22 protein-coding genes are annotated in these 26,049 nt (G+C 40.3%); 8 read left to right on the plus strand and 14 right to left on the minus strand.

Annotation, left to right across the window (positions count from 1 at the left end):
• Positions 1-123: 123 nt before the first annotated feature.
• The 5 genes from ACGTJS_RS03030 (at position 124) to ACGTJS_RS03050 (ending at position 4,642) form a co-directional block, all read left to right on the plus strand.
• Positions 124-1,305 carry a hypothetical protein gene (locus tag ACGTJS_RS03030; protein WP_410472771.1) on the plus strand — a complete coding sequence of 394 codons (1,182 nt, stop codon included), beginning with the start codon at positions 124-126 and terminating at the stop codon, positions 1,303-1,305.
• A 155-nt stretch (positions 1,306-1,460) separates the two neighbouring features.
• Positions 1,461-1,826 carry a hypothetical protein gene (locus ACGTJS_RS03035; RefSeq protein WP_410472772.1) on the plus strand — a complete coding sequence of 122 codons (366 nt, stop codon included), beginning with the start codon at positions 1,461-1,463 and terminating at the stop codon, positions 1,824-1,826.
• A 17-nt stretch (positions 1,827-1,843) separates the two neighbouring features.
• Positions 1,844-2,104 (plus strand): YfhL family 4Fe-4S dicluster ferredoxin, encoded by a 261-nt coding sequence (locus ACGTJS_RS03040; protein WP_410472773.1) that lies wholly within the window; start codon positions 1,844-1,846, stop codon positions 2,102-2,104.
• A gap of 24 nt (positions 2,105-2,128) precedes the next feature.
• Complete coding sequence (gene rnr / locus ACGTJS_RS03045) at positions 2,129-4,396, plus strand: ribonuclease R (protein ID WP_410472774.1); 2,268 nt, start codon at positions 2,129-2,131, stop codon at positions 4,394-4,396.
• A gap of 48 nt (positions 4,397-4,444) precedes the next feature.
• Entirely contained in the window at positions 4,445-4,642 is a 198-nt protein-coding gene (locus ACGTJS_RS03050; protein ID WP_410472775.1) for a hypothetical protein, read from the plus strand.
• A 195-nt stretch (positions 4,643-4,837) separates the two neighbouring features.
• On the opposite strand, the gene ACGTJS_RS03055 is transcribed toward ACGTJS_RS03050, so the two are convergent.
• The 6 genes from ACGTJS_RS03055 to carA form a co-directional block, all read right to left on the minus strand.
• Positions 4,838-5,047: a hypothetical protein gene (locus tag ACGTJS_RS03055; RefSeq protein WP_410472776.1), complete on the minus strand. Its 210-nt coding sequence runs from the start codon at positions 5,045-5,047 to the stop codon at positions 4,838-4,840.
• A 2-nt stretch (positions 5,048-5,049) separates the two neighbouring features.
• Complete coding sequence (gene greA, locus ACGTJS_RS03060; RefSeq protein ID WP_315041876.1) at positions 5,050-5,529, minus strand: transcription elongation factor GreA; 480 nt, start codon at positions 5,527-5,529, stop codon at positions 5,050-5,052.
• Positions 5,530-5,736: 207 nt separating this feature from the next.
• A complete protein-coding gene (gene carB / locus ACGTJS_RS03065) occupies positions 5,737-8,973 on the minus strand; it encodes a carbamoyl-phosphate synthase large subunit (protein WP_410472777.1) in 3,237 nt (1,078 codons plus the stop codon).
• Positions 8,974-8,995: 22 nt separating this feature from the next.
• Positions 8,996-9,379, minus strand: coding sequence for a type II toxin-antitoxin system VapC family toxin (locus ACGTJS_RS03070; RefSeq protein WP_410472778.1), 384 nt, complete (start codon positions 9,377-9,379; stop codon positions 8,996-8,998).
• Positions 9,379-9,618 (minus strand): hypothetical protein, encoded by a 240-nt coding sequence (locus ACGTJS_RS03075; RefSeq protein WP_315041886.1) that lies wholly within the window; start codon positions 9,616-9,618, stop codon positions 9,379-9,381. The genes ACGTJS_RS03070 and ACGTJS_RS03075 overlap by 1 nt, the downstream gene beginning before the upstream one ends.
• A 204-nt stretch (positions 9,619-9,822) precedes the next feature.
• On the minus strand, positions 9,823-10,965 hold the full coding sequence (gene carA / locus ACGTJS_RS03080; protein WP_410472779.1) for a glutamine-hydrolyzing carbamoyl-phosphate synthase small subunit: 1,143 nt from the start codon (positions 10,963-10,965) through the stop codon (positions 9,823-9,825).
• A 338-nt stretch (positions 10,966-11,303) separates the two neighbouring features.
• Here carA and ACGTJS_RS03085 point away from each other — a divergent pair, with 338 nt between their 5' ends.
• Positions 11,304-13,382, plus strand: coding sequence for a TonB-dependent receptor domain-containing protein (locus ACGTJS_RS03085; RefSeq protein ID WP_410472780.1), 2,079 nt, complete (start codon positions 11,304-11,306; stop codon positions 13,380-13,382).
• Between the two features lie 149 nt (positions 13,383-13,531).
• Here ACGTJS_RS03085 and ACGTJS_RS03090 read toward each other — a convergent pair whose 3' ends face one another.
• The 6 genes from ACGTJS_RS03090 to ACGTJS_RS03115 form a co-directional block, all read right to left on the minus strand.
• Complete coding sequence (locus ACGTJS_RS03090; protein WP_315041892.1) at positions 13,532-15,040, minus strand: cation:proton antiporter; 1,509 nt, start codon at positions 15,038-15,040, stop codon at positions 13,532-13,534.
• Positions 15,041-15,187: 147 nt separating this feature from the next.
• Complete coding sequence (locus ACGTJS_RS03095) at positions 15,188-16,900, minus strand: ATP-binding protein (protein WP_410472781.1); 1,713 nt, start codon at positions 16,898-16,900, stop codon at positions 15,188-15,190.
• Positions 16,901-16,986: 86 nt separating this feature from the next.
• On the minus strand, positions 16,987-17,790 hold the full coding sequence (locus tag ACGTJS_RS03100; RefSeq protein WP_410472782.1) for a ThiF family adenylyltransferase: 804 nt from the start codon (positions 17,788-17,790) through the stop codon (positions 16,987-16,989).
• A 409-nt stretch (positions 17,791-18,199) separates the two neighbouring features.
• Entirely contained in the window at positions 18,200-19,036 is an 837-nt protein-coding gene (locus ACGTJS_RS03105; RefSeq protein WP_410472783.1) for a TatD family hydrolase, read from the minus strand.
• A 192-nt stretch (positions 19,037-19,228) separates the two neighbouring features.
• Positions 19,229-19,594, minus strand: a complete 366-nt coding sequence (locus ACGTJS_RS03110) for a hypothetical protein (RefSeq protein ID WP_410472784.1) — start codon at positions 19,592-19,594, stop codon at positions 19,229-19,231.
• A gap of 30 nt (positions 19,595-19,624) precedes the next feature.
• Positions 19,625-22,546 carry a valine--tRNA ligase gene (locus ACGTJS_RS03115; protein WP_410472785.1) on the minus strand — a complete coding sequence of 974 codons (2,922 nt, stop codon included), beginning with the start codon at positions 22,544-22,546 and terminating at the stop codon, positions 19,625-19,627.
• A 181-nt stretch (positions 22,547-22,727) separates the two neighbouring features.
• On the opposite strand from ACGTJS_RS03115, the gene ACGTJS_RS03120 reads away from it, so the two are divergent.
• Positions 22,728-23,435: a fumarylacetoacetate hydrolase family protein gene (locus tag ACGTJS_RS03120; protein ID WP_410472786.1), complete on the plus strand. Its 708-nt coding sequence runs from the start codon at positions 22,728-22,730 to the stop codon at positions 23,433-23,435.
• Between the two features lie 175 nt (positions 23,436-23,610).
• Entirely contained in the window at positions 23,611-24,765 is a 1,155-nt protein-coding gene (locus ACGTJS_RS03125) for a homoserine O-acetyltransferase (RefSeq protein ID WP_410473215.1), read from the plus strand.
• Between the two features lie 313 nt (positions 24,766-25,078).
• On the opposite strand, the gene ACGTJS_RS03130 is transcribed toward ACGTJS_RS03125, so the two are convergent.
• Positions 25,079-25,501: an RNA-guided endonuclease InsQ/TnpB family protein gene (locus ACGTJS_RS03130; protein ID WP_410473216.1), complete on the minus strand. Its 423-nt coding sequence runs from the start codon at positions 25,499-25,501 to the stop codon at positions 25,079-25,081.
• Complete coding sequence (locus ACGTJS_RS03135) at positions 25,464-26,033, minus strand: hypothetical protein (RefSeq protein WP_410472787.1); 570 nt, start codon at positions 26,031-26,033, stop codon at positions 25,464-25,466. The genes ACGTJS_RS03130 and ACGTJS_RS03135 overlap by 38 nt, the downstream gene beginning before the upstream one ends.
• Positions 26,034-26,049 lie beyond the last annotated feature (16 nt).

Genomic DNA, 26,049 nt, shown 5'->3' on the forward strand with positions numbered 1-26,049 from the left:
AAATAGTTAATAAAATTAAGATAAATTCCAAAAAGTATGCTACTATATAACATACTGTTATTTGGTAAACTATTTTTATGCTTAATTTTTACATTTGACAATTTGTCAAACAAGAGAGACTATATGAAACAAAAAGTTCTACACATCACTACTTTAGCTGTTTTAACTGCTATGCTGGGTGCATGCGGTTCGAATGCAGAAGAAAACGGCAGCAAACTTGTTGATAAATTAAATAAATCAAATACTGCAAAAAAAATTATTGATGACATTGCTGATACAGATGTCAATAAAGTATTACAAAATACAGAAACCGAAGCTGTTAAAAAATACTTAGCCGATACACAAAATCAGCAAGCCACAGCAGAAATGCAATTAGCACCGTTAGCATTTGACAAAAATAATGCCGTATTATTTGGCGGAGCAGGGAAATTAGCCTATAAAGACTTTTTGTCAAATGGCAATGACAATGCTACAAAAACTTATACAGCTAATTTTGCAAGTTGTAACACAGATTGCAACCGAGCCGATGCCGAAATTGTATCAGGTCAGATGAAATTTAGTATTGAATACAATACAACAAAACAAGCATTTGAGGCAAAAGATATTACGTTTAGCCACTTAGCTAAAGAAACGGCAAATCTGTCAAATAATGCCAATTCAAAAGTTATAACCAATAAAGTTGTAACCAATTTAGCAACGCAAAGTACCGACCTTGCGGTAGATAATACCAAAGCAAGAGTACCTGCTCAAATCACCAAAGACATAACAAAAGCTGACCAACGAGTATTTCATCTAAAATTAGTGGATGCAAAAGTTGCAGGATTACCTGATTTTACCGATATTCAGCTTGTTTTCTCAAAAAATGGTGGTTTTGTAACATCTTTAAATAAAGATATGGTTTTGGCTGGCGTGCGTACAGATAACTTACCACAAGCTCAAAATACTGATGCTATTAAAGCGACTTGGAATGGTTATCAATTGAAAGTAAAAGGTAAACAAGCAACAAAATCTGATGCTTTAACCAATTTTAAATTTGCCAATGCAGACTATCCAAACTCGCAGTTACAATCATTTGGCGTAACTATCGCAGCTAAAGATTACAGAGGCGGTTATATCAAAATGGGTCATGCAAATGTGCCTGTTTATCGTTATGGCTATGTTACCGAAGAGCTATCAGGTCGCATTGACAAAAATGCAGGTATTGTTGTCGTTTCACCGAATGCGAGCTTTATTGCAGGTACAGGCAATAACGTAGCGATTGGTACTAATAGCAGTATTAATGGTATTTTTATTGCACAAAAATAAAAAATTGTTGCAAAAACTTCATTGATTATTTTGATTAAACTTGTCAAAATATAAAGAATAATAAAACTGGGTGGTATTGACTACCCAGTTTTTTAGCATTTTTATTTGTAAAAATTTGGTAAAATAAAAGCACTCATTATTATTGGAATAAAAATATGACAAGTATCGACATTGCAACATTGGAATTTGGGCAAAAAAGAGAGCAATGGTTTAACGCCTATTGCCACAAAGATATTAGCACACTAGACCCATTGGAAACCAAAGATTTTTTTGTGGTTTATTACCAAAATGTTGAAAAAAAATCCGATTGGCATAGCAATATTTTATCTTCTGATGTTGAACAAGATGTGCTAGCAATGATACATACAGCAAAAAAAATTTTAGTAGATTGCCTTAATGAAACCAGTTATATGATAACCTCTTATTTTAAAATCGGTGAACACTCAGTAATTGTCAAAGAAATGTGGTCAAAAAATAAAGAAAATTGGCAAATGAGTTCATTGGCTTTGACAAAATTATAAAGAGATTTTAACAATATATGGCACTCAAAATCACCACCGACTGTATCAACTGCGACATCTGCGAGCCTGAATGCCCAAACGATGCGATTAGCTACGACCAAAAAGGACAAAAAACCTACGTCATCAATCCCGACCTTTGCACCGAATGCGTGGGTTTTTATGACGAGCCGACCTGCGATAAAGTCTGCCCGATTGACTGCATTATCAAAGACGAAGACCGACCAGAAACGCCAGAAGAGCTATTAGCAAAATACAAAAAAATTTGGCAAAAAGATTAACATTTTACAAAACTGGAAAAAATAATGACGAAAAAAACCAACAAAAACAAATGGCAAGACCCAAATGCGTCCGTTGAAGCCTCAAAATATATTAACCCAATCCCAAGCCGTCTGCTCATTTTGCAAACCTTAATGGAAAAAAGCGAAGCGACACAGCACGAATTAGCAGAGATTTTTGACCTTGATGACGAGCAGTACGAAGCGTTAGGCAACCGCTTGCGAGCCATGTTCCGAGACGGTCAAGTTAGCCGTGATGCCAACGGTGGCAAGCCATTTATTTACCGTCCGATTAGCGACAATGATGCGGTCATCGGCACAGTTTCCGCCCATGCCAAAGGTTTTGGCTTTGTGCTACTTGACGGTATGCCAGATTTGTTTTTATCAGAAGAACAAATGCGTTGGGTGTTTCATGGCGATAAAGTCAAAGCTGTTGCCACGCACAGCGATAATCGTGGGCGTATCAATGGCAAAATTTTGGAAGTGGTGGAACACACGCAATTACAAATGATTGGCAAACTTGAACAAGACGATGACGGTTATTTTGTACAATTAGCCAGCCCAAACGCACATCAACCGATTGGCGTAACTGCCGAAAATGTGCAACAAATGCACGTCAAAGTCGGCGACCCTGTGCGAGTTGAACTGATTGATTACCCAACGCAACAAGAATTTGCCACAGGCAAAATTGCCGAAAGTTTGGTCAATGATAATGAACGAGAGTTGATTATTAAGACGACTTTGTTAAATTTTGACATTCCTTACGAATTTAGCAAACAAGCCCTAGACCAAGCCAACAGCTACCAAGAGCCGACTGCCAAAGACTTTAAAGGACGTGTGGATTTGCGAGATTTGCCGTTAATCACCATTGACGGTGAAGATTCACGAGATTTTGACGATGCCGTCTATGCCGAAAAACGCCGTGGCGGTGGTTTTCGTGTGGTGGTTGCGATTGCCGATGTCAGCCATTATGTAACCGCCAATTCCATGCTGGACCAAGAAGCCTACGAGCGTGGCACGTCTGTGTATTTTCCGCATTTTGTCGTGCCGATGTTGCCAGAAGTTTTGTCAAATGGCTTGTGTTCGCTCAATCCAAACGTGGATAGACTGTGCATGGTTGCCGATATTAACGTATCTCGGGCGGGCAAGGTTACAGCTTACGACTTGTACCCTGCGGTCATGTACTCGCACGCACGTTTGACTTACAATCAAGTCAATGATTATTTTGCGGTTGTCAAAGGCGAAGAGCCAAAAAACCCTGTGCCTGATAGCATTGTCAATAGTAAATCGGTGAAAAAGTCCATTGATGTGTTATACGATTTATACCAACTTTTGTTGGTAAAACGTGAAGAACGTCATGCAATGGAATTTGAAACGGTGGAAACCTATATCAAATTTGACGAAACAGGCAATATCAGTGAAATTATTCCACGCACTCGTAGCGATTCGCACAAACTGATTGAAGAAATGATGTTACTTGCCAACACTTGTACGGCAAATTTTGCGTTAAAAAACGACTTGCCTGTGCTTTATCGCAACCACGACAAACCAGAAGCAGAACGAGCATCAAAAGTAAGCGATTTTGTCAAAATTTTTGGTTTAAGTTTTCCAGAAGAAAACCCAACACAAGCCGACTACAAGCGTATCATTGATGCAACCAAAGACCGTCCAGATGCGGTGAGCATTCACAGCGTGCTACTGCGTTCTATGATGCAAGCCAACTATTCACCAACAAATATCGGTCATTTTGGCTTGGCGTATGACGAATACAGCCATTTTACATCGCCAATTCGCCGTTATTCTGACCTTATGCTCCACCGAGCGATTAAAGCCAAAGTCACAGGCAAAAAACAAACACCTACAAGCTACACGCTAGACGAAGCAGGCGAGCAGACTTCAAAAACCGAACGCCGAGCGGACGAAGCGAGCCGTTTTGTGGAACAATGGCTAAAAGCCCACTATATGGGGCAACATTTGGGCGAAGAGTTTGATGCTGTTGTTACCACAGTTACCAATTTTGGCTTATTTGTTACGCTCAAAGATTTGTTAATTGACGGTTTGATTCACATTTCTAACTTGGGGGCGGATTATTTTGTTTATGATGAAAAAGCCCAACAGTTGGTCGGTGAAAAGTCTGGTTTGGTGTTTGGGCTTGGCGATACGGTAAAAATCAAGGTGGCAGGTGTGAATATGGATACGCAACAGATTGATTTTGACCTTGTGGAACAGCTTGCCAAAGCAGAATTTAACAATCGTGGGAAGGGTAAGAAAAAAGCCCCGAAAATTAAACAGTAACGACTAACTATTAATCATGATGATTTACCCATAATTCTGTGCAAAGATTTGGCGGATTTTATCTTTTATCAACTGCTAAAAACTGCCAATGCGTATGATTGGTTTGATGAATACGAATTAGAAGACTATCGCCAAATTATGTTAAGACAATTAGAAAGCCATCAACCATATTTGACTGACGAACGTTATGAATTGTTAAAAGCAATTTATCAACGTGAATTTTTTGAATCAAATATGGGCGATTGATGGTTAATTTCACAAGATGAAATGGTAAGTTTACGCAAACAATATCTTGATTTTGAACGCTATGAACAAGAATTTGATGCGTATATTTTTGAATGTGACAATAAATAAATTATAAACGACCAATAATAATTGATATTTTTGTAATCATATAAAAAAGGCTTGTTTATCACAAGCCTTTTTAACGAATAAAAACAACTACTTATCCGCTTCTTCCATTTTTTTGGCAGTATCGGCGTTCGCTTGGTTAATTTTATTTACCGCTTTATCTTCCATCGCTTTGGCTTGTTTGCTGACTTCGGTTTCCGCAGGTTTGCTATCATTGGCACAGCCGACAATTTCAACTGACAACAATGTTACCAAAGACCAACCAAGCAATTTGCTATTCAAAGTTTTCACACTTTTCATAGTTATTCACCATAAATCACTTCAACGATTTCGTATTCCACTTCGCCACGTGGCGTTTGGATTTTGGCTTCATCGCCTTCAGATTTGCCAATCAGACCACGAGCGATAGGCGAATTGATGGAGATTTTGTTAATTTTAAAATCCGCCTCATCTTCGCCCACGATGGTGTAGCGTTGTTGCTCTTCGGTGTCAATATTTTCAATCACCACCGTAACGCCAAAGACCACACGACCATCTTTTGGCAAAGTCGCCACATCAATCACTTGTGCACCGCCAAGTTTTGCCTCAATATCACGGATACGAGCCTCTGACAAGCCTTGTTGCTCACGAGCGGCGTGGTATTCGGCATTTTCTTTTAGGTCGCCATGTTCACGTGCTTCGGCAATCGCTTGGGTAATGCGTGGGCGTTCAACGGTTTTTAGATGTTTTAATTCTTCTTCTAATGCTAAATGACCTGCTGGAGTCATGGGATAACGTTGCATAACAGTTCCTTTTTGGCTAAAAACAATTTTTTGCATTGTTTTGACTTTATTACACATAAAAAAAACCAAGCCAGATAACTTTCGTCATCTAGCAAGGTATTTTAAATATTTGATTTGTGGGTTATTTTAAACGATTTTTATAAAAATGCAACCGCTTTTTGTGAAACATTGTTATTTCATCTTTAAAAAAATCTATTAAAAATCATCTTACAAACCTTGCAACTTATACACATCAAACGGCAATTTGGTTTCATACGCATCACAAACAGCGACTGCACCGTTTAAGGTTGATGCGTTAAACACTTTGTGTTGCAAGGCATTACGGCGAATTGAGAACGAATCTTCTAACGCTTGCTTGCCTTCGGTGGTGTTGATAACAAGCTGAATTTCGCCATTTTTAATCATATCCACGATATGCGGACGACCTTCGGTAACTTTATTTACACGTTTGCACTCAATGCCTGCATCGCTAATTACTTGGTGTGTACCGCCTGTTGCAACAAGGGTAAAGCCATAGCTTGACAAGCGTTTTGCCACATCAACAATGCCTTTTTTGTCGCTATCACGCACTGAGATAAAGACGGTTTTAGTTTCACCATCAACAGGCAAACCTGTCAAACGGTCGCCAGAGCCGACAATCGCCTTATAATAGGCTTCGCCAAAGGTTTTGCCAACGCCCATCACTTCGCCTGTAGACTTCATTTCTGGTCCTAAAATTGGGTCTACACCTTGAAACTTAGCAAATGGGAAAACCGCTTCTTTCACAGAGAAATGCTCTGGGATGGTTTCGTTGGTAAAGCCTTGTGATTCTAGGCTTTGCCCTGCCATACAACGAGCGGCCACTTTTGCCAATGATGTGCCAATACATTTTGACACAAATGGTACAGTACGGCTGGCACGTGGATTGACTTCTAAAATATAAACCTCATTGTCTTTCACGGCAAATTGTACGTTCATCAAGCCAACAACGCCCAATTCTTTTGCCATCGCCACAGTTTGGCGACGCATTTCATCTTGGATTTCTTGGTTTAATGAATATGGTGGAATTGAACACGCTGAGTCGCCAGAATGCACGCCTGCCTGTTCAATGTGTTGCATGATACCGCCAATCACCACGTTTTTGCCGTCTGATACGCAGTCCACGTCCACTTCAATCGCATCATCAAGGAAACGGTCAAGTAGCACAGGGGCTTCGTTTGACGCTTGCACCGCTTCACGCAAGTAGCGTTTTAGCTCGTCTTCATTGTACACGATTTCCATCGCACGACCGCCCAATACATAAGACGGACGTACCACAAGCGGATAGCCGACTTTTACCGCTTCAGAAATACCTTCTTCGGCTGATTTGACAATGCTGTTATTTGGCTGACGTAAGTTTAATTTTTGAATCATTTGTTGGAAACGTTCACGGTCTTCGGCTCTATCAATCGCATCTGGGCTAGTACCGATGATTGGCACACCTGCTTCTTCTAGGCTACGAGCAAGTTTTAGCGGTGTTTGTCCGCCATATTGCACGATTACGCCTTTGGGTTTTTCGGTGCGGACAATCTCTAGCACGTCTTCTAGCGTTACAGGCTCAAAATACAAGCGGTCTGATGTGTCATAATCGGTAGAAACGGTTTCTGGATTACAGTTTACCATGATGGTTTCATAGCCATCTTCACGCATCGCCAAAGCAGCGTGAACACAGCAATAGTCAAACTCAATGCCTTGTCCGATACGGTTTGGACCGCCGCCGATTACCATGATTTTGTCTTTATCGCTTGGGCGAGCTTCACACTCTTCATCGTAGGTTGAGTACATATAGGCGGTGTTTGACTCAAATTCTGCCGCACAAGTGTCCACACGTTTGTAAACTGGATAAACACCCAAATCCCAACGAGTTTTGCGGAATTGTTTTTGTGAAATGCCCATCAATTTGGCAATGCGTAAATCACTCAAACCTTTGCGTTTCAACGCTCGTACGTTATCAGCAGTCAAATCGCCCATACCTAAAGTTTTGACATGATTTTCAGTTTTGATAATATCTTCAATCTGCACCAAAAACCAACGGTCAATTTTGGTGTATTCAAACACTGTATCTACCGACAAACCAAAACGAAACGCATCAGCGATATAAAAAATGCGTTCAGGCGTTGGTGTGATAAGGTTGGCTTTGATTTTGTTGCGAATGTTTTCAAAATTATCGGTATGGCTTGTTAAATCCACTTTTTCATCAAAGCCGTTTACGCCTATTTCCAAGCTACGCAAGGCTTTGTGCATAGATTCTTGGAAATTACGCCCAATTGCCATCACTTCGCCCACCGATTTCATTTGTGTGGTTAAAGTGCTGTCGGCTTGTGGGAATTTTTCAAAGTTAAAGCGTGGAATTTTGGTAACCACATAGTCAATAGACGGCTCAAAACTGGCAGGGGTAACACCGCCTGTAATATCGTTTTTCAGCTCATCAAGTGTATAACCTACGGCAAGTTTGGCAGCGATTTTGGCAATCGGAAAGCCTGTCGCTTTACTTGCTAACGCTGATGAACGGCTGACACGTGGGTTCATCTCAATCACGACCATACGACCGTCTTTTGGGTTGATACCAAATTGGACATTTGAACCACCTGTTTCTACGCCAATCTCACGTAATACCGCAATAGACACATTACGCATGAGTTGGTATTCTTTATCGGTCAAGGTTTGTGCAGGAGCAACGGTGATACTGTCGCCTGTATGTACGCCCATTGGGTCAAAGTTTTCAATGGAACAGACGATGATACAGTTGTCGTTTTTATCACGCACCACTTCCATTTCGTACTCTTTCCAACCAATTAAACTTTCGTCAATCAACAGTTGGTGCGTTGGCGATAAGTCAAAACCACGCTCACAAATTTCCAAAAATTCTTCACGGTTATAAGCGATACCGCCACCACTACCACCCATGGTAAATGACGGACGGATAATCACAGGAAAACCAAAACGAGATTGGATTTCTAGGGCTTGTTCCATTGTTTCGGCAACGGCGGCTTTTGGACATTCAAGACCGATTTTTTTCATCGCTTCGTCAAACAATTTGCGGTCTTCGGCTTTTTCAATCGCTTCTTTTGTCGCACCGATTAACTCACAGCCGTATTTTGCCAATACGCCATGTTCATCTAACGCTAAAGCACAGTTTAAAGCCGTTTGCCCACCCATCGTTGGCAATACCGCATCTGGGCGTTCTTTTTCGATGATTTTTTCTACCGTCTGCCAAGTGATTGGCTCAATGTAGGTTGCGTCCGCCATGACAGGGTCAGTCATGATGGTGGCTGGGTTTGAATTGACCAAAATCACTCGGTAGCCTTCTTCACGCAAGGCTTTGCAGGCTTGAGCTCCTGAGTAGTCAAATTCACAGGCTTGACCGATTACAATCGGGCCTGCACCAATGATTAAAATGGATTTTATGTCGGTACGTTTTGGCATTTTTCTAACCTTTTATTACAGATTATAAAGTGTATGGGCATAAAACAAGGTCATCACGCCCCAAATATTGATGACCTTCTTTAAAATCTTTTGTATTACGACTTACCAAAATCAAATTATGGTAAATTGCCAAAGTGGCTTGCAATGAATCTGGCAATTTGATTTTATGCATTTTGCGAAAAGTTGCCGTTAAATCAGCAACTTGTTTATCAATGACTAAAAGTTCAAAATTATCCAAAAACTTGATAACAACTTCTTTGGCTTGTTCATCAAACCCTGTTAAAACTTCAGCTCTGGTAATCGCAGAAATCACGCATTGCTTTGCGTTTTTTCTGATAAAATTGGTCGCAGGTTGAACGCCATTAAAATGGTCAATCAAAATCACCGAATCAAGCAAATATTTCATCACGATTCCCATTCTGCTCGCAAGTTTTGTTGATAAACCAAACCATCGCCATGTTGCCAGATACCTTGTGTATTTTCAAGTTGGCTCAAAAAATCATCTTTTTGTGTTGGTTTTATTTGACTTAAAAAATCTTGCCAAAGTTTTTTTGTCATGCTTTCAAATGTCGTGTGATTGCTTGCTGTATAAGCATAAACCTCACTGGCAAATTGGTCGTCTAAATTGATGATAATTTGGCTCATTTTTATTCCTTTTAAATCAACTCATCATTCGGCAAATAAAGAAAAACCGCACAAAAATCGTATCATTTTCTTCATGCCACAAACAAATCATTTCTCTGCCGTCATCTTTTTTGCTGTTGGTGTCATTGCAACGCTATGATTTGCAATTAGCAAGCCTAAACTGATACATATAACCTTTGCCAATTTCATCGTAAATTTCTTTGATTAACCCTTCGCCTTATCCATCTCCACGATAAAACGGTCAAATAATACCGAACAATCATGCGGGCCAGGGCTTGCCTCTGGGTGTCCTTGGAAACTAAACGCAGAACGGTCAGTGCGTTCAATACCTTGGTTTGTACCATCAAACAACGAACGGTGCGTTGCTCTTAGCGTGCTTGGCAAGGTGCTTTCGTCCACCGCAAAGCCGTGGTTTTGTGAAGTAATCATCACTGTACCCTTATCCAAATCTTGTACAGGGTGGTTCGCCCCATGATGCCCGTGTCCCATTTTCATGGTTTTTGCACCGCTTGCCAACGCCAATAATTGATGACCCAAGCAAATACCAAATACAGGAATTTTGGTGGTTTCAATGATAGTTTTAATCGCACTGATGGCATAATCACACGCCGATGGGTCGCCTGGCCCATTTGACAAGAAAATACCGTCTGGGTTCATGTCTAGTACAGTTTGAGCAGGCGTTTGAGCAGGAACAACGGTCAATTTACAGCCACGGTCGGCAAGCATACGCAAAATGTTGGTTTTTACGCCATAATCATACGCCACAACATGATATTTCATTTCAGGTTGGCTAAAACCTTTACCCAATTCCCATGAGCCTTGTGTCCATTCAAAACCATTCGGGTCAGAGCAAACTTTTGCCAAGTCTAACCCATTCATATCTTTAGCATTTTTAGCAAGTTCAATCGCTTTTTCAACAGTTGCGTCTTCACCTGCTAAAATACAGCCGTTTTGTGCGCCTTTTTCACGCAAAATACGAGTAAGTTTACGTGTGTCAATATCCGCAATCGCTACGATGTTATGTTGTTGTAAATATTCGCTTAATGATTGCTCAGAGCGAAAATTGCTATGTAAAAGTGGTAAATCACGGATAATCAAGCCATTTGCCCACACTTTATGAATGCGACCAGACTCAACATCTTCCGAGTTACAGCCTGTGTTGCCGATGTGCGGATAGGTCAAAGTTACGATTTGTTCGGCATAACTTGGGTCGGTCAAAATCTCTTGATATCCTGTCATGGCGGTGTTAAACACCACTTCGCCTGTCGTTACGCCTGTCGCACCGATTGATGTTCCTTTAAAAATAGTGCCATCGGCTAATGCCAAAATTGCGGTTTGTGCTACCATGTTTTCACCTTAACAAGTTTTGCCTAATTTTTGTTCAATTTTGTTGAGTTTTGTCAAATTTTTGCCATAAAAAAGCGAATAAAAATGAAATTTAGAAAATAGTAAGGCTAGGTGTATGAAAACAACCAGACTTTACCATTAACTTTTTCATTTTTACTCGCTTGGTATAGATTTTGTGTATTTTATCAGAAAAATTTTGCTTTGGGTAGTGATTTGTGTTTTTTGAAAAAAAATTTATGTTTTTATAAATTTGCTATTGATAATTATTATCATTATCTTTATAATCCCATTTCATAATGTAACATTTTATTTTTTTATCTCTCTATAAGGTTGCTGATATGAAATTAAATCCAAAAATTTTGTCTTTGAGCGTGCTTGGTGTGATGTATAGCGTGAATGCGGTGGCGGACAATACGCCATCAACAACGTTACAAACGATTACCATCGTCGCTCAAAATACCAAAAACCAAAACCAAACTGATGACATCTATCATGAAAACCAAGTATCTGCCAAGCAAGCGGACAGTTTGCATGATTATTTGGGGCAAGTGGCAGGCGTTCAAGTACGTGGCTCATCAAGCTTTGACCAGCACATTGCGATTCGTGGGATTGGGAATGACAATGATGGTTCGTTGTTAAAAATTACCGTTGATGGCGTACGCCAACCTGAAACGACAGGCTTTCACCATATGGGTTCTTATGGTTTAGACCCAGATTTGTACAAAGCGACCGAAGTATCGGTGGGTAACAATTCGGTCACATTGGGTAACAATGCGATTGGTGGTGCGGTTGCCTTTAGAACGGTGGATGCCGAAGATTTGTTACGCCCAGACCAAACCATCGGTGCAAGATTAAAACTTGGCTACGCCAGTAACGACAGCCAAGTTCACAGCACAGCGACTGTGTACGGCAAGCCAACTGATAACAGCGATGTATTATTATCATACGGTCAGCGTGAGAGCGATGGCGGCGAAGATGGTCATGGCAAGCATATCATTGGCGATGATATCAGTATCAAAAATATTTTGGCAAAAGTGAGTGTAAAACCTGTTGAAGGGCATAAATTATCGCTAAGCTATCAACAAACCGATAATGATGGTAATTATCCGTTTCGCCCAAATATTGGTTATCAAGCCAATTTGCCAAACAATGTGCACCCCGGTTATTTGAACAATAAAACCTATTCTATCGGTTATGATTATACGCCAAATGATGATTTTGAATTAACCAGTAAATTGTACAAATTAGAAAATGAGTCCAAAGTACAAGGTTTTTTTGGTGGTAAACTCATTCAAACTGGCGGTTTTGGTGAAACAACAGGTTTAAACTTAAATGTTAATCAAAATCTTTCTCAAGCATTAAGCAGTCAAAATTTAAATCACCGTTTGACTTATGGACTAGAAGCCTATAAAAAACAATCAGAAAGCCTAACAGGCAGTACATCGACCGAAGCGACCAGTGCGGGTGTGTATTTACAAGACCGTATTAACTTTGGCAAATTGACTGTTACCCCCGGTATTCGTTACGATAATTACAAAGCGACCAATACCAAAGACCAATCTGAAACCTTTGATAAAGTGTCTGGTGCGTTGGGTTTAGAATATCAAATTTTGCCAAAAACGTCTGTTTTTGCAAGCTATACCCAATTATTTAATGGACCTCGCCTGCCAGAAACCCTTCGTAACAGTTCATATTTGTATGATTTAAGCAAATTAAAACCAGAAACAGGTAACAATACCGAAGTTGGATTTAGCACACGTTTTGATGATGTGTTTAAAGCCAATGATAGTTTAGGTTTAACAGCTAAATATTTTAATACAGATTATAAAAATAAATTTGTAAGAGAAACAACAAGTGGTTATGCTTATCGAGAAGATGGTACGCCAGTCGCTATTCAGTATCAAAAAGATGCTGATGGAAATAAAAAAGAACTTCCATTTCCATTTACAACCTATAGCGGAAAATATATCAACGCAGGTGATGTTGAGTATAAAGGCTATGAAGTCATGGCAAATTATCGCAAAGATAATATCGGTGTCAATCTAGGCTACGCCCATGCAAAAAGTAAAGATGCCGATGGCTACCAATTAAGCCGTGATAGTGGCGACCAATTAACACTTGGTTTTAACTATGGTAATGTTGATGATTATTTAATCGGTGTCAATTTCCGCCATGTGGCAAGCCTTGATAGAAAAGAAGCACCAAGTAAAAATAACAAAACTGGTGTCACTCAATTAGACAGTTTTACGACGATTGATTTGACAGGCAGTTATAAACCAAAACGCTTGCCAAATGTGAGCATTGACGCAGGTATTTATAACTTAACTGATGAATACTATGCCGAGCATACTTCAAACCGCTTAAACGATACAGCGATGGGACGTAATGCCAAAATTGCAGTAACCTATCAATTTTAATGGATAGCGTGATAACAATAATAATAAAGCAGTAACTTTTCTCCACCACCGATTACCAATAGCTAGAGTTGGTAATCGGTTTTTTTAACACGACCTTTTTAACAAAAAAAAGACAGCCAACACTGTCTTTTTGTATTTTTGAACAAACGTTAAAAACTTTTTGGATTTTTTAACTCATCGTGCCCATCAGCGTCTTCCACTTTGGGGTGTGGCACAGCGATACCGACCGCACAAGGGTCATCTTGAATCACCATTGGGGCAGGTTGATAACGACTAATCAGCTCATTACCATACTTATCCTCGCCCACCACATATTTAAAACCTTTTCGGTTAAACCGATTAACAAGGCGTTGATACCAACCTGCAAAACCTTCCGTTGGTGCATTTGGATTATGATAAAACGCATTCATCACTGCAGGCAAACCAAGCCCACACACAACCCCAGACAGCAACACAACGATAAACACATAACCCACGAGATAACCGCTATACGGCTGTAATGCTGGCACATTGGCAACCGACAAAATCAACGCAAGCGAAATACCACCACGCACACCGCCCCACGACAAAATAGTCAAACTACCATTGTAACGACTTTTCTTGAGTTGTGGAAAAAAAGCAAACGAAATAAAATTTGCCAAAAAACGGGCAATATGCAAACACACAAACGCCACCACACCGCCAATAATCAGACTTGCACTCAAATCCAAAATAAACAGCTCAAGCCCAATCAGCGTAAACAAAAACGCATTGATAATGCCTTCGATGGCGTGCCAAAAATGATTAATCTCATCAATCTCATCATCAGAGCGAATGTCGTGCCATTTGTTCCCCACAATCAGACCGCCCACCACACAAGCAATCGGTGCAGACGCATGAGCGTGCAACGCCACCAAATACGAACCTGCCGCCAAAAATGCCGTTGTCAAAATAAGCGACTCCATCTCATGCTTACCTGCCAAAATGCGTAACACCATTTGACCAAAAAACCAGCCAATAATCACAGCGACCACAATCTCATAGCCAAGCGTCTTTAGCATACCAATCGCACTAAACTTATCCCCTTGTAACACAGACAAAATCGTCATAAACAACGCAATACACACCGCATCATTAAATAACGACTCACCTTCTAGCTTTACCATCAAATGATGTGGTGCTTTGACCGAATTTAACACACCTTTAATGCCAATCGGGTCAGTCGCCCCAAGCCCTGCACCCAGTAGCAACAGAACGCTAAGCGGAATCACATGACCTGAAATCCACTGAAAACCAAACATCATGCCTGCAAAAATCACCGCACATAAGCCTAACGCCACACTTGCCAAAATGCCAATCGGTTTCCAATAATTTTTTAAATCCGATACTTGAAACTTTAACGCAGACGCTGTCAAAATAAAACAAATCACGCCATTAATCAAAAAATCATAAAAATCAATGCCTTTGACTGCTTCTTCAATATGATGAATATTAATCGTGATAAACTGACTGCCATTTAACAGACTGGCGCTCCACTGCAAAATAAAAACCAAAACCGCCGACACAATCGGCACGCCAATCGCCTGTGGAAAGCCCAAAATCCGCTTGTTCACCATCGTGGTAATCACCGACAATGCACAGACAGCGACCAGAACTTGTAATAAAAAGAAATTTCCCATAATTACTATCGCTACTAAAAAATTAACATAAAAAAATGAATAAAAATTGGTAAAATTTATCAAAAAAAAATGCCTTACCAACATAACATCGGTAAAGCACTCACTTTAGGCAATTTTAAATTAATAATCAAGCATTTTTTAGCCAAATTAATGGATTATAGCAAATTTTTTTAACCAACTTTGAATCATCTTATCCAAAAACTCAGGTTTATAAGGCTTGGTACAATAATCCTGCATACCTGCATTCAGATAAGTTTGTTTATCACCATGCGTGGCATGAGCCGTTACAGCGATAATCGGTGGCAACTTGTGAAACGATTTTTTTAAGATTTTTGTCGCTTGCACACCGTCCATAATTGGCATTTGATGGTCCATCAAAATCATTTGATATTTTTGTGGATTTTGGCTAAACATCGTTACCGCCTCGTTGCCATCTTTTGCCAAATCAACGGTATAGCCAAATTTTTTCAAACTTTTAATCGCCACCATCGCATTGATATGATTGTCTTCGGCTAATAAAATATGAGCGGACAAACGTTCATCATTTTCTGTATTTTCGGTATCGCTTAACACAAGGTTATCAGCATTTTGCAAAACTTCAAGCGGTAAACACAAACTAAACGTACTGCCTTTGCCCTCTTCGCTATCCAACGTGATTGTACCGCCCATGCCTTCGGCTAAAGCTTTGCACACCGATAGCCCAAGCCCTGTACCACAATACATTCGGTGCGTGAATTTATCCGCTTGATTATACGCATCAAAAATCACCGCTTGGGTTTCTTTACGAATGCCAATGCCTGTATCCACCACTTGTAGCTTGATTTCACAATCATCACAGCAGTTAATTGCTCGCAGTGTAACCGTGCCGTTCGCAGGGGTAAATTTGATGGCATTATTCACCAAATTCGCCAAAATTTGACGCACACGCATAGGGTCAGCTTTGACAAGTGTTGGCAAATCATCTGGATAATCAAAAACCAACTGAACATCATGGGCTTTGGCATCAGCGACAAATACAGCAAGAATTTGTGAACACAGTTGTTTTAAATCCACAGGCACAAATTGAAAATCCATTTGACCTGATTCAATTTTTGACAAATCCAAAATATCACTGACAATATTTAACAAATGTTCATTAGAATGACGTATATATTTGATATAATCTTTTTGTTGTTCATCAATGCCCATATACTCAAGCAAATCCAACATACCCATAATACCGTTCATCGGCGTGCGAATTTCGTGGCTCATATTTGCCAAAAAAGCCGACTTGATTTCACCTGCTCGTTCCGCTTTGTATTTTTGCAAACGCAACTCTAATGCATCAGTAATCATGTCTGAAAACTGTTGCAAAATCGTGCGTTCATTCTCGCCCAAATCTGGCTGTGCTTGCATATCTGCAATACAAAGCGAGCCTAGCACATAGCCGTGATTTTGGTTATCATACACAATAATCGGACAACCCGCATAAAAACGTACAGGCATCTCTATATTCACAAACGGATGCTGTGCCAAATCCGCGCGTTGCAACGTATCTGGAATGACAACAATTTGTGAACCTTGAATCGTTTCTTGGCAAAAAGTGGAAGATTTTGGAAAAACCGTCTCATCAAGCCCAATTGATGATTTTGCAAATTGTTCGGTATCATCAATAAAATTAATCGCCACAATCGGTACAGCAAAAAAACGTTTCACTAAATCAACAATACGGTCAAATGCCTGTTCAGGCTGGGTGTGCATGATTTGATATTCCTGCAATTTTTTAACACGTAGTGTCTCGTCCCAAACAAAGGTAATAGGCTGAAAAGTTGGAGGATTTTGTGGGTTTGGTGAATTTTCACCAGTAATAAGAGTAGTCATTACCCCCCCCCCCTATTTTAACAATTTATCTAATAAAAACAATAACTTACAACTAGTTTTTTTACAATTTATTCAAATACAACGACTTACAATAAAAGCAAACTCTCCGCCACCATCACCATACCGAAAACCGATGTAACTGCCACCGCAGAGCCGTAGCCACCACAATGCAATCCACCTGTTTGACAAGATTTGTCCACAATCGGTGGTTGTGTAGAATATACACATTTCATGCCAAATTTTTCGGTTAGTTGTGGGTTAATGCCTTTTTCACGCAGTTTTTGGCGAAGTTTGGCAAGTAATGGGTCTTGGTAGGTATCTTTTAAATCACTGACTTTTACCGCAGTTGGGTCGGTTTTGCCCCCTGCTCCCCCAGCGATAATAAGTTTTAATTTATTAAAGCGACAATGTAACGCAATCGCAAGTTTTGCATTCATATCATCAATACAATCTAGGATAATGACAGATTTGCCTTGCTGTTTTAGTTCATTGTTGGCTTGGCGGTTGGGTAATAAATCATTGATATTTTTATCATTGATAAAGTCATCAATCAAGTTTAATCGGACAAGTGGATTAATTTGTCGGATACGTTCCGCCATCGCTTCAATTTTGCTTTTGCCAAAATTGCTATCAAGTGCGGGCAATTGCCGATTGACATTGCTTGCGACTAGCACATCCATGTCTATAAGCGTAATTTCGCCCACGCCTGTCCGAGCCAAACCTTCAGCCACCCACGAGCCGACACCGCCCACGCCAATCACAAAAACATGGGCATTGCTAAAGTTGTAAAATTTTTGTTCACCATAGAGTGTTTTTGTACCTGCAAAACGGCGGTCGTATTGGTTTTCAGTGAAATTGTCGGTTAAATTTTGGTTTTGGTTATTTTGCATAATAATGACTTTTTTGTTAAATGGTTTAATTTATTCAATCATTGCTTTTTGTAAAATCTATTGATTTTTATCTCAAAAATGCTAATATAAAGGATAAGGAGTAAGGCTCAACATCCTTGTTAAGCCCCCAATTAGCAACCTATGACAATCGCTAATTGGTTATCATCTCAATAAGCATACCTGCTTACGGTTAATAAGACGATTGACGATAAGTTTGAAAAGCGTGTTCATCGTAACGCTCCTTATTTTTTTGTTAGGTTTCAGCCTAACGGCTCTATTGGATACGACTCCAATCGCCATTAACGGTTCTTACTTACTGACGTTGTCAGTATAGTGTCATACAAAAAAAAGTCAAGCTATCAATTTATAGATGATAGCTTGACTTTTTTATTTGTGTTTTTGTTAAAATTTAAACATCTAAATCCAAAACCGACAAACTATTTTGCCATAATTGTTCCGCCAATTTTGCTTTTTCCACATTTAACAAAACCGCTAATTCATCAAGCACAAAAATCAAATTGGCTGGCGTATTACGTCTACCATGACTTTCGTGGCAACAAACAGGGGTAAAATCAGGACAATCCGTTTCTATTACCAAACTTTCTAGCCCAACGGTTTTGACAAGTTCCACAATCGTGTTACGCAGTTTTTTGGCGTTTGGATTGGTAACTTGTCCTGTGATGCCGATTTTAAAACCCAAATTCACAAACGCTTTGGCTTCTTGAATACCACCGCTAAAACTGTGAGCGATACCGCCATTGTTAAACTTTTGATTTTTCAAGATTTTTAGCGTATCGCCATGTGCTTTACGAATGTGTAGCAAGGCTGGTAAATTGTAATTTTTTGCCAAATCCAATTGTTTGATAAAAAAATCTTGTTGTTTGGCGTAATTTTTTGCCGTTTTCATTTCATCGGTAAAGGTATCAAGCCCAATTTCACCAATGGCAACGGATTTGTGATTTTTGATAAAATTTTCTAATAAAATCAAATCATTATCGGTATGCTGTGTGATATAAAATGGGTGCAAACCAAAAGCTAAATGAGCGGTTGGAGATTTTTGTTTGTTTGCAATAAACTTTTGTATTTGGTTTTGGCAATTGACCATTTGATTAAAAAGTTTTGCCAAAAATCCGATTAAAATCAAATGCCTAATGCCATTGTCATACGCCAATGTGCATTGCTCGGCTCTGTCAATGTCAAATTCTGGCACGTCAAAATGGGTGTGGGTGTCTATGATTTTTAGCATATTTGGATTTTTAGTATTGGCGGATTTTTGAGATTAGAAAAGTTCTGCATGGCTTAATTATTCCAATGATGTTAAAACCAAATGATGACAAACTAATCCAAACATTTCGCCAATTATTGTTATTAATAGAATTGGTTTGTTGCATTTGAATTTCTATTTTTTTGCGATTAACCGTTGTTATGCCTTTTAATTTTAAAATAATGACGGAATTAATAACGCACTTTTAAAATTTTCATCAAAATCAAAGCCTTTTGTATTGATTTGATTTTCAAAGAAATATTCATATTGCAAAACTTGACCAATGCCACGCACATAATCGGTTACGCCAATATCACCCGCTTTTACTTCAATAATAGAGTGGATTTTATTGTCATAAACAAGCGTAAAATCCGCAATAATCCCATTGATATAACGGTCTTCATGAATAAGATTTAGGCGTGTTAAATCCGTTGGCAAATCCAAAGCAGACAATAAATCGGTTTTGATATTTTCATGCGTTGCAAGTAAATCATGAAAATATTTTTCACGGACATTGTCTTGAGTAGGTGATAATGACATAACTTAGTTTCCTAAAAATACACTTTTAGATTAAAGAGCCTTCAACTGCCCCATCTGCTTATCCATCTCAGCCAATTGGCTATCAAGCTCGGCAAGTTTGGCTTTCTCGCTCTCCACCACACTCGCTGGGGCTTTGGCAACAAAACTTTCATTAGACAGCTTACCACGCAGTGTGTCCGCTTGTTTGGCTAGTTTTTCCACCGCTTTGGCAAGGCGGTTTAGCTCTGCCGTTGGGTCAATCAAACCTTTCATCGGCACAAGCACTTTTAACGCCCCAATCAAGGCTTGCGATGACAAAGGCGGTGTGTCATCATCACCCAAAATCTCAAGGCTCTCTACTTTTGCCAATGTCTTAAACTGATTTTCAATACGGCTTAATTGTGCCTTTTCGCCATCTGTGATGTTTTGTAGCAGTACAGGCAGTTTCACCGCATTGCCCAGTTTCATTTCGCCACGAATGTTTCGCACCGCCCCAATCAGCTCTTGTAGCCACGCCATGTCGCTTTCGGCTTGGGCGTTGATTTGGCTGTCATTGGCAAGCGGAAAATCACTAATCATAATGCTGTCGGCTTGTTTTTTGTCCACAATCGGTGCGATGATTTGCCACAGACTTTCGGTCAAATACGGCATGATTGGGTGGGTAAAACGCAGGGCGGTTTCTAGCACATTTAGCAACACATAGCGGATTTGGGCTTTACGCTCATCACTCACGCTTGCGTCATTTAGGGCAGATTTTGCCAGCTCCACATACCAGTCGCAGTATTCATTCCAAATAAATTCATAAATCGCCTGACTTGCCAAATCAAAACGATAGCTTGCCATGTTGTCATGAATTTGTTTAATCGTGGTGTTCAAACGGCTGACAATCCAATGCTCAGGTAGCTCCCACAAGGCTTGATTGTTGTCTTTGTCAATGGCAAGCGGATTGCCCTGTTTGTCCACGCAGTTCATCAGCACAAAGCGAGTGGCGTTCCAAATTTTATTACAAAAATTGCGGTTGCCTTCCACACGTTTTAGGTCAAAATTAATATCACGCCCAGTGCTTGCAAGTGATGTAAAGGTAAATCGCAGTGCGTCTGTGCCATAAGCGTCAAGCCCATTTTCAAACTCTTTACGAGTGGATTTTTCAATTTTTGGGGCATCTTTTGGGTTCATCAGTCCCGTTGTGCGTTTGGCAACAAGGCTCTCTAGGTCAATGCCGTCAATTAGGTCAATCGGGTCAAGCACGTTGCCTTTTGATTTGCTCATTTTTTGCCCTTGTGCATCACGCACCAAGCCATGCACATACACGGTTTTAAACGGTACTTGCGGTGTGCCGTCCGCATTTTTGACAAAGTGCATGGTTAGCATAATCATGCGAGCCACCCAAAAGAAAATGATGTCAAAGCCTGTAACCAGAACGCTTGTTGGGTGGAAAGTTGCCAATGCACGTCCGTCATCACTGTCATTGCCCCAATCTAACGTGCTAAACGTCCATAGACCTGAGCTAAACCAAGTATCAAGCACGTCTTCATCTTGGCTAAGTTCAATGTCCGCACCAAGCTGATATTTTTCACGCACGGCTTGTTCGTCTTTTGCCACATAAATGTTGCCATCTTTGTCATACCACGCAGGAATGCGATGCCCCCACCATAATTGACGAGAAATACACCAGTCTTGAATATCACGCATCCACGCCATGTACATATTTTTGTACTGGGCAGGAGCGAACTCAATGCGACCATCTTCCACCGCCTCAATCGCAGGTTTGGCAAGCTGTTCAATCGCCACATACCATTGGTCGGTTAAATACGGCTCAACCACTTCATTACTTCTGTCGCCTTTTGGCACTTTTAATTCATGCGGTTCAATTTTTTCAAGCCAATTTTCATTTTGGGCTTGTTCAATGAGCTGTTTACGAGCGACAAAACGATTTAAACCTTGATAAGCCGTTGGCGTGGCTTCAAGGTTTGCTTCACGTTGTTGTAAGTTTTGATAAACGTGCATTTGTGCCAAAATATTGGCGTTTTTGTCAAAAATGTTAATGAGTGGTAAATTGTGACGTTTGCCTACTTCATAGTCGTTAAAATCGTGGGCAGGTGTGATTTTGACGCACCCTGTACCAAATTTTGCGTCCACATAATCATCGGCAATAATCGGCACTTCTCGCCCTGTAATTGGCAAGGTTACGGTTTTGCCAATTAGGTGTACATAGCGTTCGTCCTTTGGATTGACCGCCACAGCCGTATCGCCAAGCAAGGTTTCTGGGCGAGTGGTGGCAACGGTAAGATAATTTTTGCCGTCTTTTGTTGTCAAAGTTTTGTCGGTAAAATAATAGTTAAAATGCCAAAGCGAGCCTTTTTCTTCTACATTTTCTACTTCTAGGTCAGACAGGGCGGTCTCAAGTTTTACGTCCCAGTTTACAAGGCGTTTGCCACGATAAATCAAACCGTCATCGTAGAGTTTGATAAATACGTCTTGCACCGCTTTTGACAGTCCGCTATCCATGGTAAAGCGTTCACGAGACCAGTCCACAGACGACCCCAAACGGCGAATTTGGCGAGTAATATTACCACCGCTCTCGTTTTTCCATTCCCACACTTTTTCTAGGAATTTTTCACGCCCTAAGTCGTGGCGTTTGATGCCTTCTAAGCCCAATTTACGCTCCACCACCATTTGCGTGGCGATGCCTGCGTGGTCGGTACCTGGTTGCCAAAGGGTGTTGTAGCCCATCATGCGGTGGTAACGGGTAAGTGTGTCCATGATGGCGTTGTTAAAGCCGTGTCCCATGTGCAGACTGCCTGTTACGTTTGGCGGTGGCAGGGCAATAGAAAACGATTTTGGCTTGTCATAAGTTGGCTTAAAATAACCGCTCTCTTCCCACGTTTGGTACATACCGCTTTCAACGTCGGCTGGGTTGTAGGCGGTTTCTAGTTTGGCTAGGGCGGATTGGATTAGGTTTAAATTGGTCATAATTTATCTCAAGATTGTCTAAAACTTTGTCAAAAGGAAAAATGATAAAAATGGTTATGATTTTACCGTAAAATGGCGACTTTGTGGGAAATTTTTTAACAAAAATTTAAAACAACTTGTCATCACACACCAAATCCACTATAGTAAAAAATTGTTTAAAACCAAAATCAAGGAAAAACCCATGAATTACGCCGTTTCACCAAGCCAGCCTGCCACTTTGCCAATCGCCAATAGCGAACAAGTTTTTCCTGTTCGCCGTGTGTATTGCGTTGGGCGAAATTATGCCGACCATGCGGTAGAAATGGGGTCAGACCCAAACCGTGAACCGCCTTTTTTCTTTTGCAAACACAATGATGAACAATCTATCGTTGCTGTTTTACCCAATGAAATCAAAGACTTGCCCTACCCTAGCCAAACGCAAAACTTGCATTACGAAGTGGAACTCGTTGTCGCCATTGGCAAAGACGGCAAAAATATTGATGTCGCCACCGCCACAAGCCATATTTTTGGCTATGCGGTTGGGCTTGACATGACACGCAGAGATTTGCAAAATGAGATGAAAAAAATCGGTCGCCCTTGGGAAATTGGCAAAGCATTTGACTATTCTACACCGATTGGGCAGTTGCACACGCTTGGCGACACAGGCGAAATCAATGATGGTAACATTAGCCTAGCGGTCAATGGCGAAATCAAACAACAAGGCAATATTAATCAATTGATTTGGAATGTTGCCGAAACGATTGCTAATTTATCAATATTATTTGAGTTAAAAGCAGGTGATTTGATTTTTACAGGCACGCCAGCAGGGGTTGGGGCTGTGGTAAAAGGTGATGAAATGGTCGCCCACATTGATGGGTTAAGCGATATTCGTTTGCTAGTAACATCTTAATCACAATTTAACTGTACTTTGGCTTGCCCCTTTTTGCATTTGGCTTTACAATACCCATCATAAAAATACAGGATAAAAAGTGAGTTCCATTGTGCAAAATCAACAAGCCACTGATAACAAAAATACATTACAAAACAATATTTTACCAAAAAATAAATATGATGATGCCGAACCGATTAGTTTTGCCAACGCTCAAAACGGCTCGGTCGGTATCGTTACGCCCCAAAAAATCCATTTTGAACAACAACTTACCCTAGAATGCGAACGTGTGTTAAACGGCTTTGACCTAATGGTGGAAACTTATGGCACGTTAAATAGCGACAAATCTAATGCCGTCTTGATTTGTCATGCGTTATCTGGCAGTCATCATGCAGCGGGCTATCACTCGGCTGACGACAAAAAAGCAGGCTGGTGGGATACTTTTATCGGTGGTGGTAAGGCGATTGATACCAATCATTTTTTTGTGGTTTGTTTAAACAACATCGGCTCATGCTACGGATCAACAGTCCCAACGACTATTAATCCAGAAACAGGCAAGCCGTTTGGGGCGGATTTTCCACTCATCACCATCAAAGATTGGGTAAAAACCCAAGCCATGCTTGCCGACCATCTCGGCATTGACGTGTGGCACGCTGTGGTCGGTGGCTCTATGGGCGGTATGCAGGCGTTGCGTTGGGCGATTGATTTTCCCAATCGCTTAAAAAAATCGGTAATTATCGCAAGTACACCAAAACTTTCCGCCCAAAATATCGCCTTTAACGAAGTGGCTCGCCAGTCTATTTTGTCCGACCCTGATTTTTGTCAAGGCAATTATTTGGAACTTGGCAAAACGCCAAAACGTGGACTGATTCTCGCTCGCATGGTGGGGCATATCACTTATTTGACTGATGAAGCGATGCGTGTCAAATTTGGGCGTGATTTAAAAACAGGCAAGTTGAAGTTTAATTATGACGTGGATTTTCAAGTGGAAAGCTATTTGCGTTATCAAGGTGAGCAGTTTAGCACACGTTTTGATGCCAATACTTATCTACTCATGACAAAGGCGTTGGATTATTTTGACCCGACTCAAGAAGTACCAAATCACGAAGCGTTATCCGATGAAATCGCCTTGCAATTGGCGTTAAAAGACACGCAATGTGAGTTTTTGATTGTGTCATTTACGACTGATTGGCGGTTTAGCCCAGAGCGTAGTCAAGAGATTGTGAATGCGTTGATTGCGAACGCTAAGCCTGTGAGTTATATCAATATTGATGCACCGTACGGACATGATTCGTTTTTGTTTGACATTCCTAATTATAAACAAGCGGTTTATAATTTTTTAACGAATTGATTTAACTGATTGATAAATAAGAGTAAATTCCTTGAATCAAATGCATTTAAACTTTTTTGATGAAAAAGATAAAAAAATAACAAAATTAAGTACCTTAAAAGCCATTGATTTATTTGCAGGGGTGGGTGCAAATAAGGCTTGCCAAATAACACCGCTTTGATGTTTTCCCAAAGTTTTCAGCCGTTCCAAAAAACCTACCTAAATCTACCCAAGAGCAAATTTAGCGTTTTCTTCCTACTTCGCCGTTGTTTGCTCTTGTCATTTGACTTAAGACTTACATCAACTCCATAGGCTATCACCGTAGAACTTACGGCTAATTGGTTAAAACCTTAGTTGCATGATTTAAAATATTAATGCTCGCATTCACATCACGGTCATGGCTTGTCTTGCAGTTAGGGCAAGTCCAATATCTGACAGCCAGTGTCAAATTTGCTTTATCCATGATAAAGCCACAACATGAACAGGTTTTACTTGATGGATAAAAGCGGTCTAACTCTTTAATGGTCTTGCCCCATTGATTTGCTTTATAAATCAGTTGCCTTTTAAACTCATAAAAACCCAAATCATTAATCGCACGGCTAAGTTTTTTATTCTTTACCATGCCTTTTACATTTAGGTTTTCAATACAAATTGTCTCAAATCGTTTTACCAAATTTGATGTTAATTTGTGCGTAAAGTCTTTACGAATACAACTGATTTTAAAGTGTAGCCGTGATAGCTTGGCTTTTGCCCATATTGCCTAACGCACGAGCCGAATTTGTGTATAGCCCAATCGTGGACTTAATATCGGTTAAATTTTTGTTTGCCATTTGGTGCAAACGTTCTTTCACTACCGCTTGTTCTTGTTCGTTGGCGGTAACCTGCATGATTTGGCTGTTCAAACTTTGCATTTCGTCAGCCGTTTTTGCCACCGACAACGCCATCAAACCAAATAATCCACCTGAAATAATCGCTTGTGTGCGTGAAAGCAACTCATTGACACGAGCCAATGGATTAACCAGACCATTTACGCCACGACTGGCATTGTTGGCATTGTTGGCATTGCGTGCCATTGTCAATAATTGGCTATTTGTGCTAGTCAATCCTGCTGTTGTACGAGTTGCTGTATTGCCTAGATTTTGCGTTTGACCTGTCAATGACTGTAAGCCACTTGCTGTACCTGCCGTGCCTGTTTGTAACTGTTGCAAGGATTGGCGTAAAGCTCGTAAGCGTTGTTCAGCATTGCCTGTATCAATCACAATACTAAGGCGTGATGTTTGCTCGGTCATTTTTCTTTTTCCAATA

The sequence above is a fragment of the Faucicola mancuniensis genome (genome assembly GCF_046523945.1).
Lineage (GTDB): Bacteria > Pseudomonadota > Gammaproteobacteria > Pseudomonadales > Moraxellaceae > Faucicola > Faucicola mancuniensis.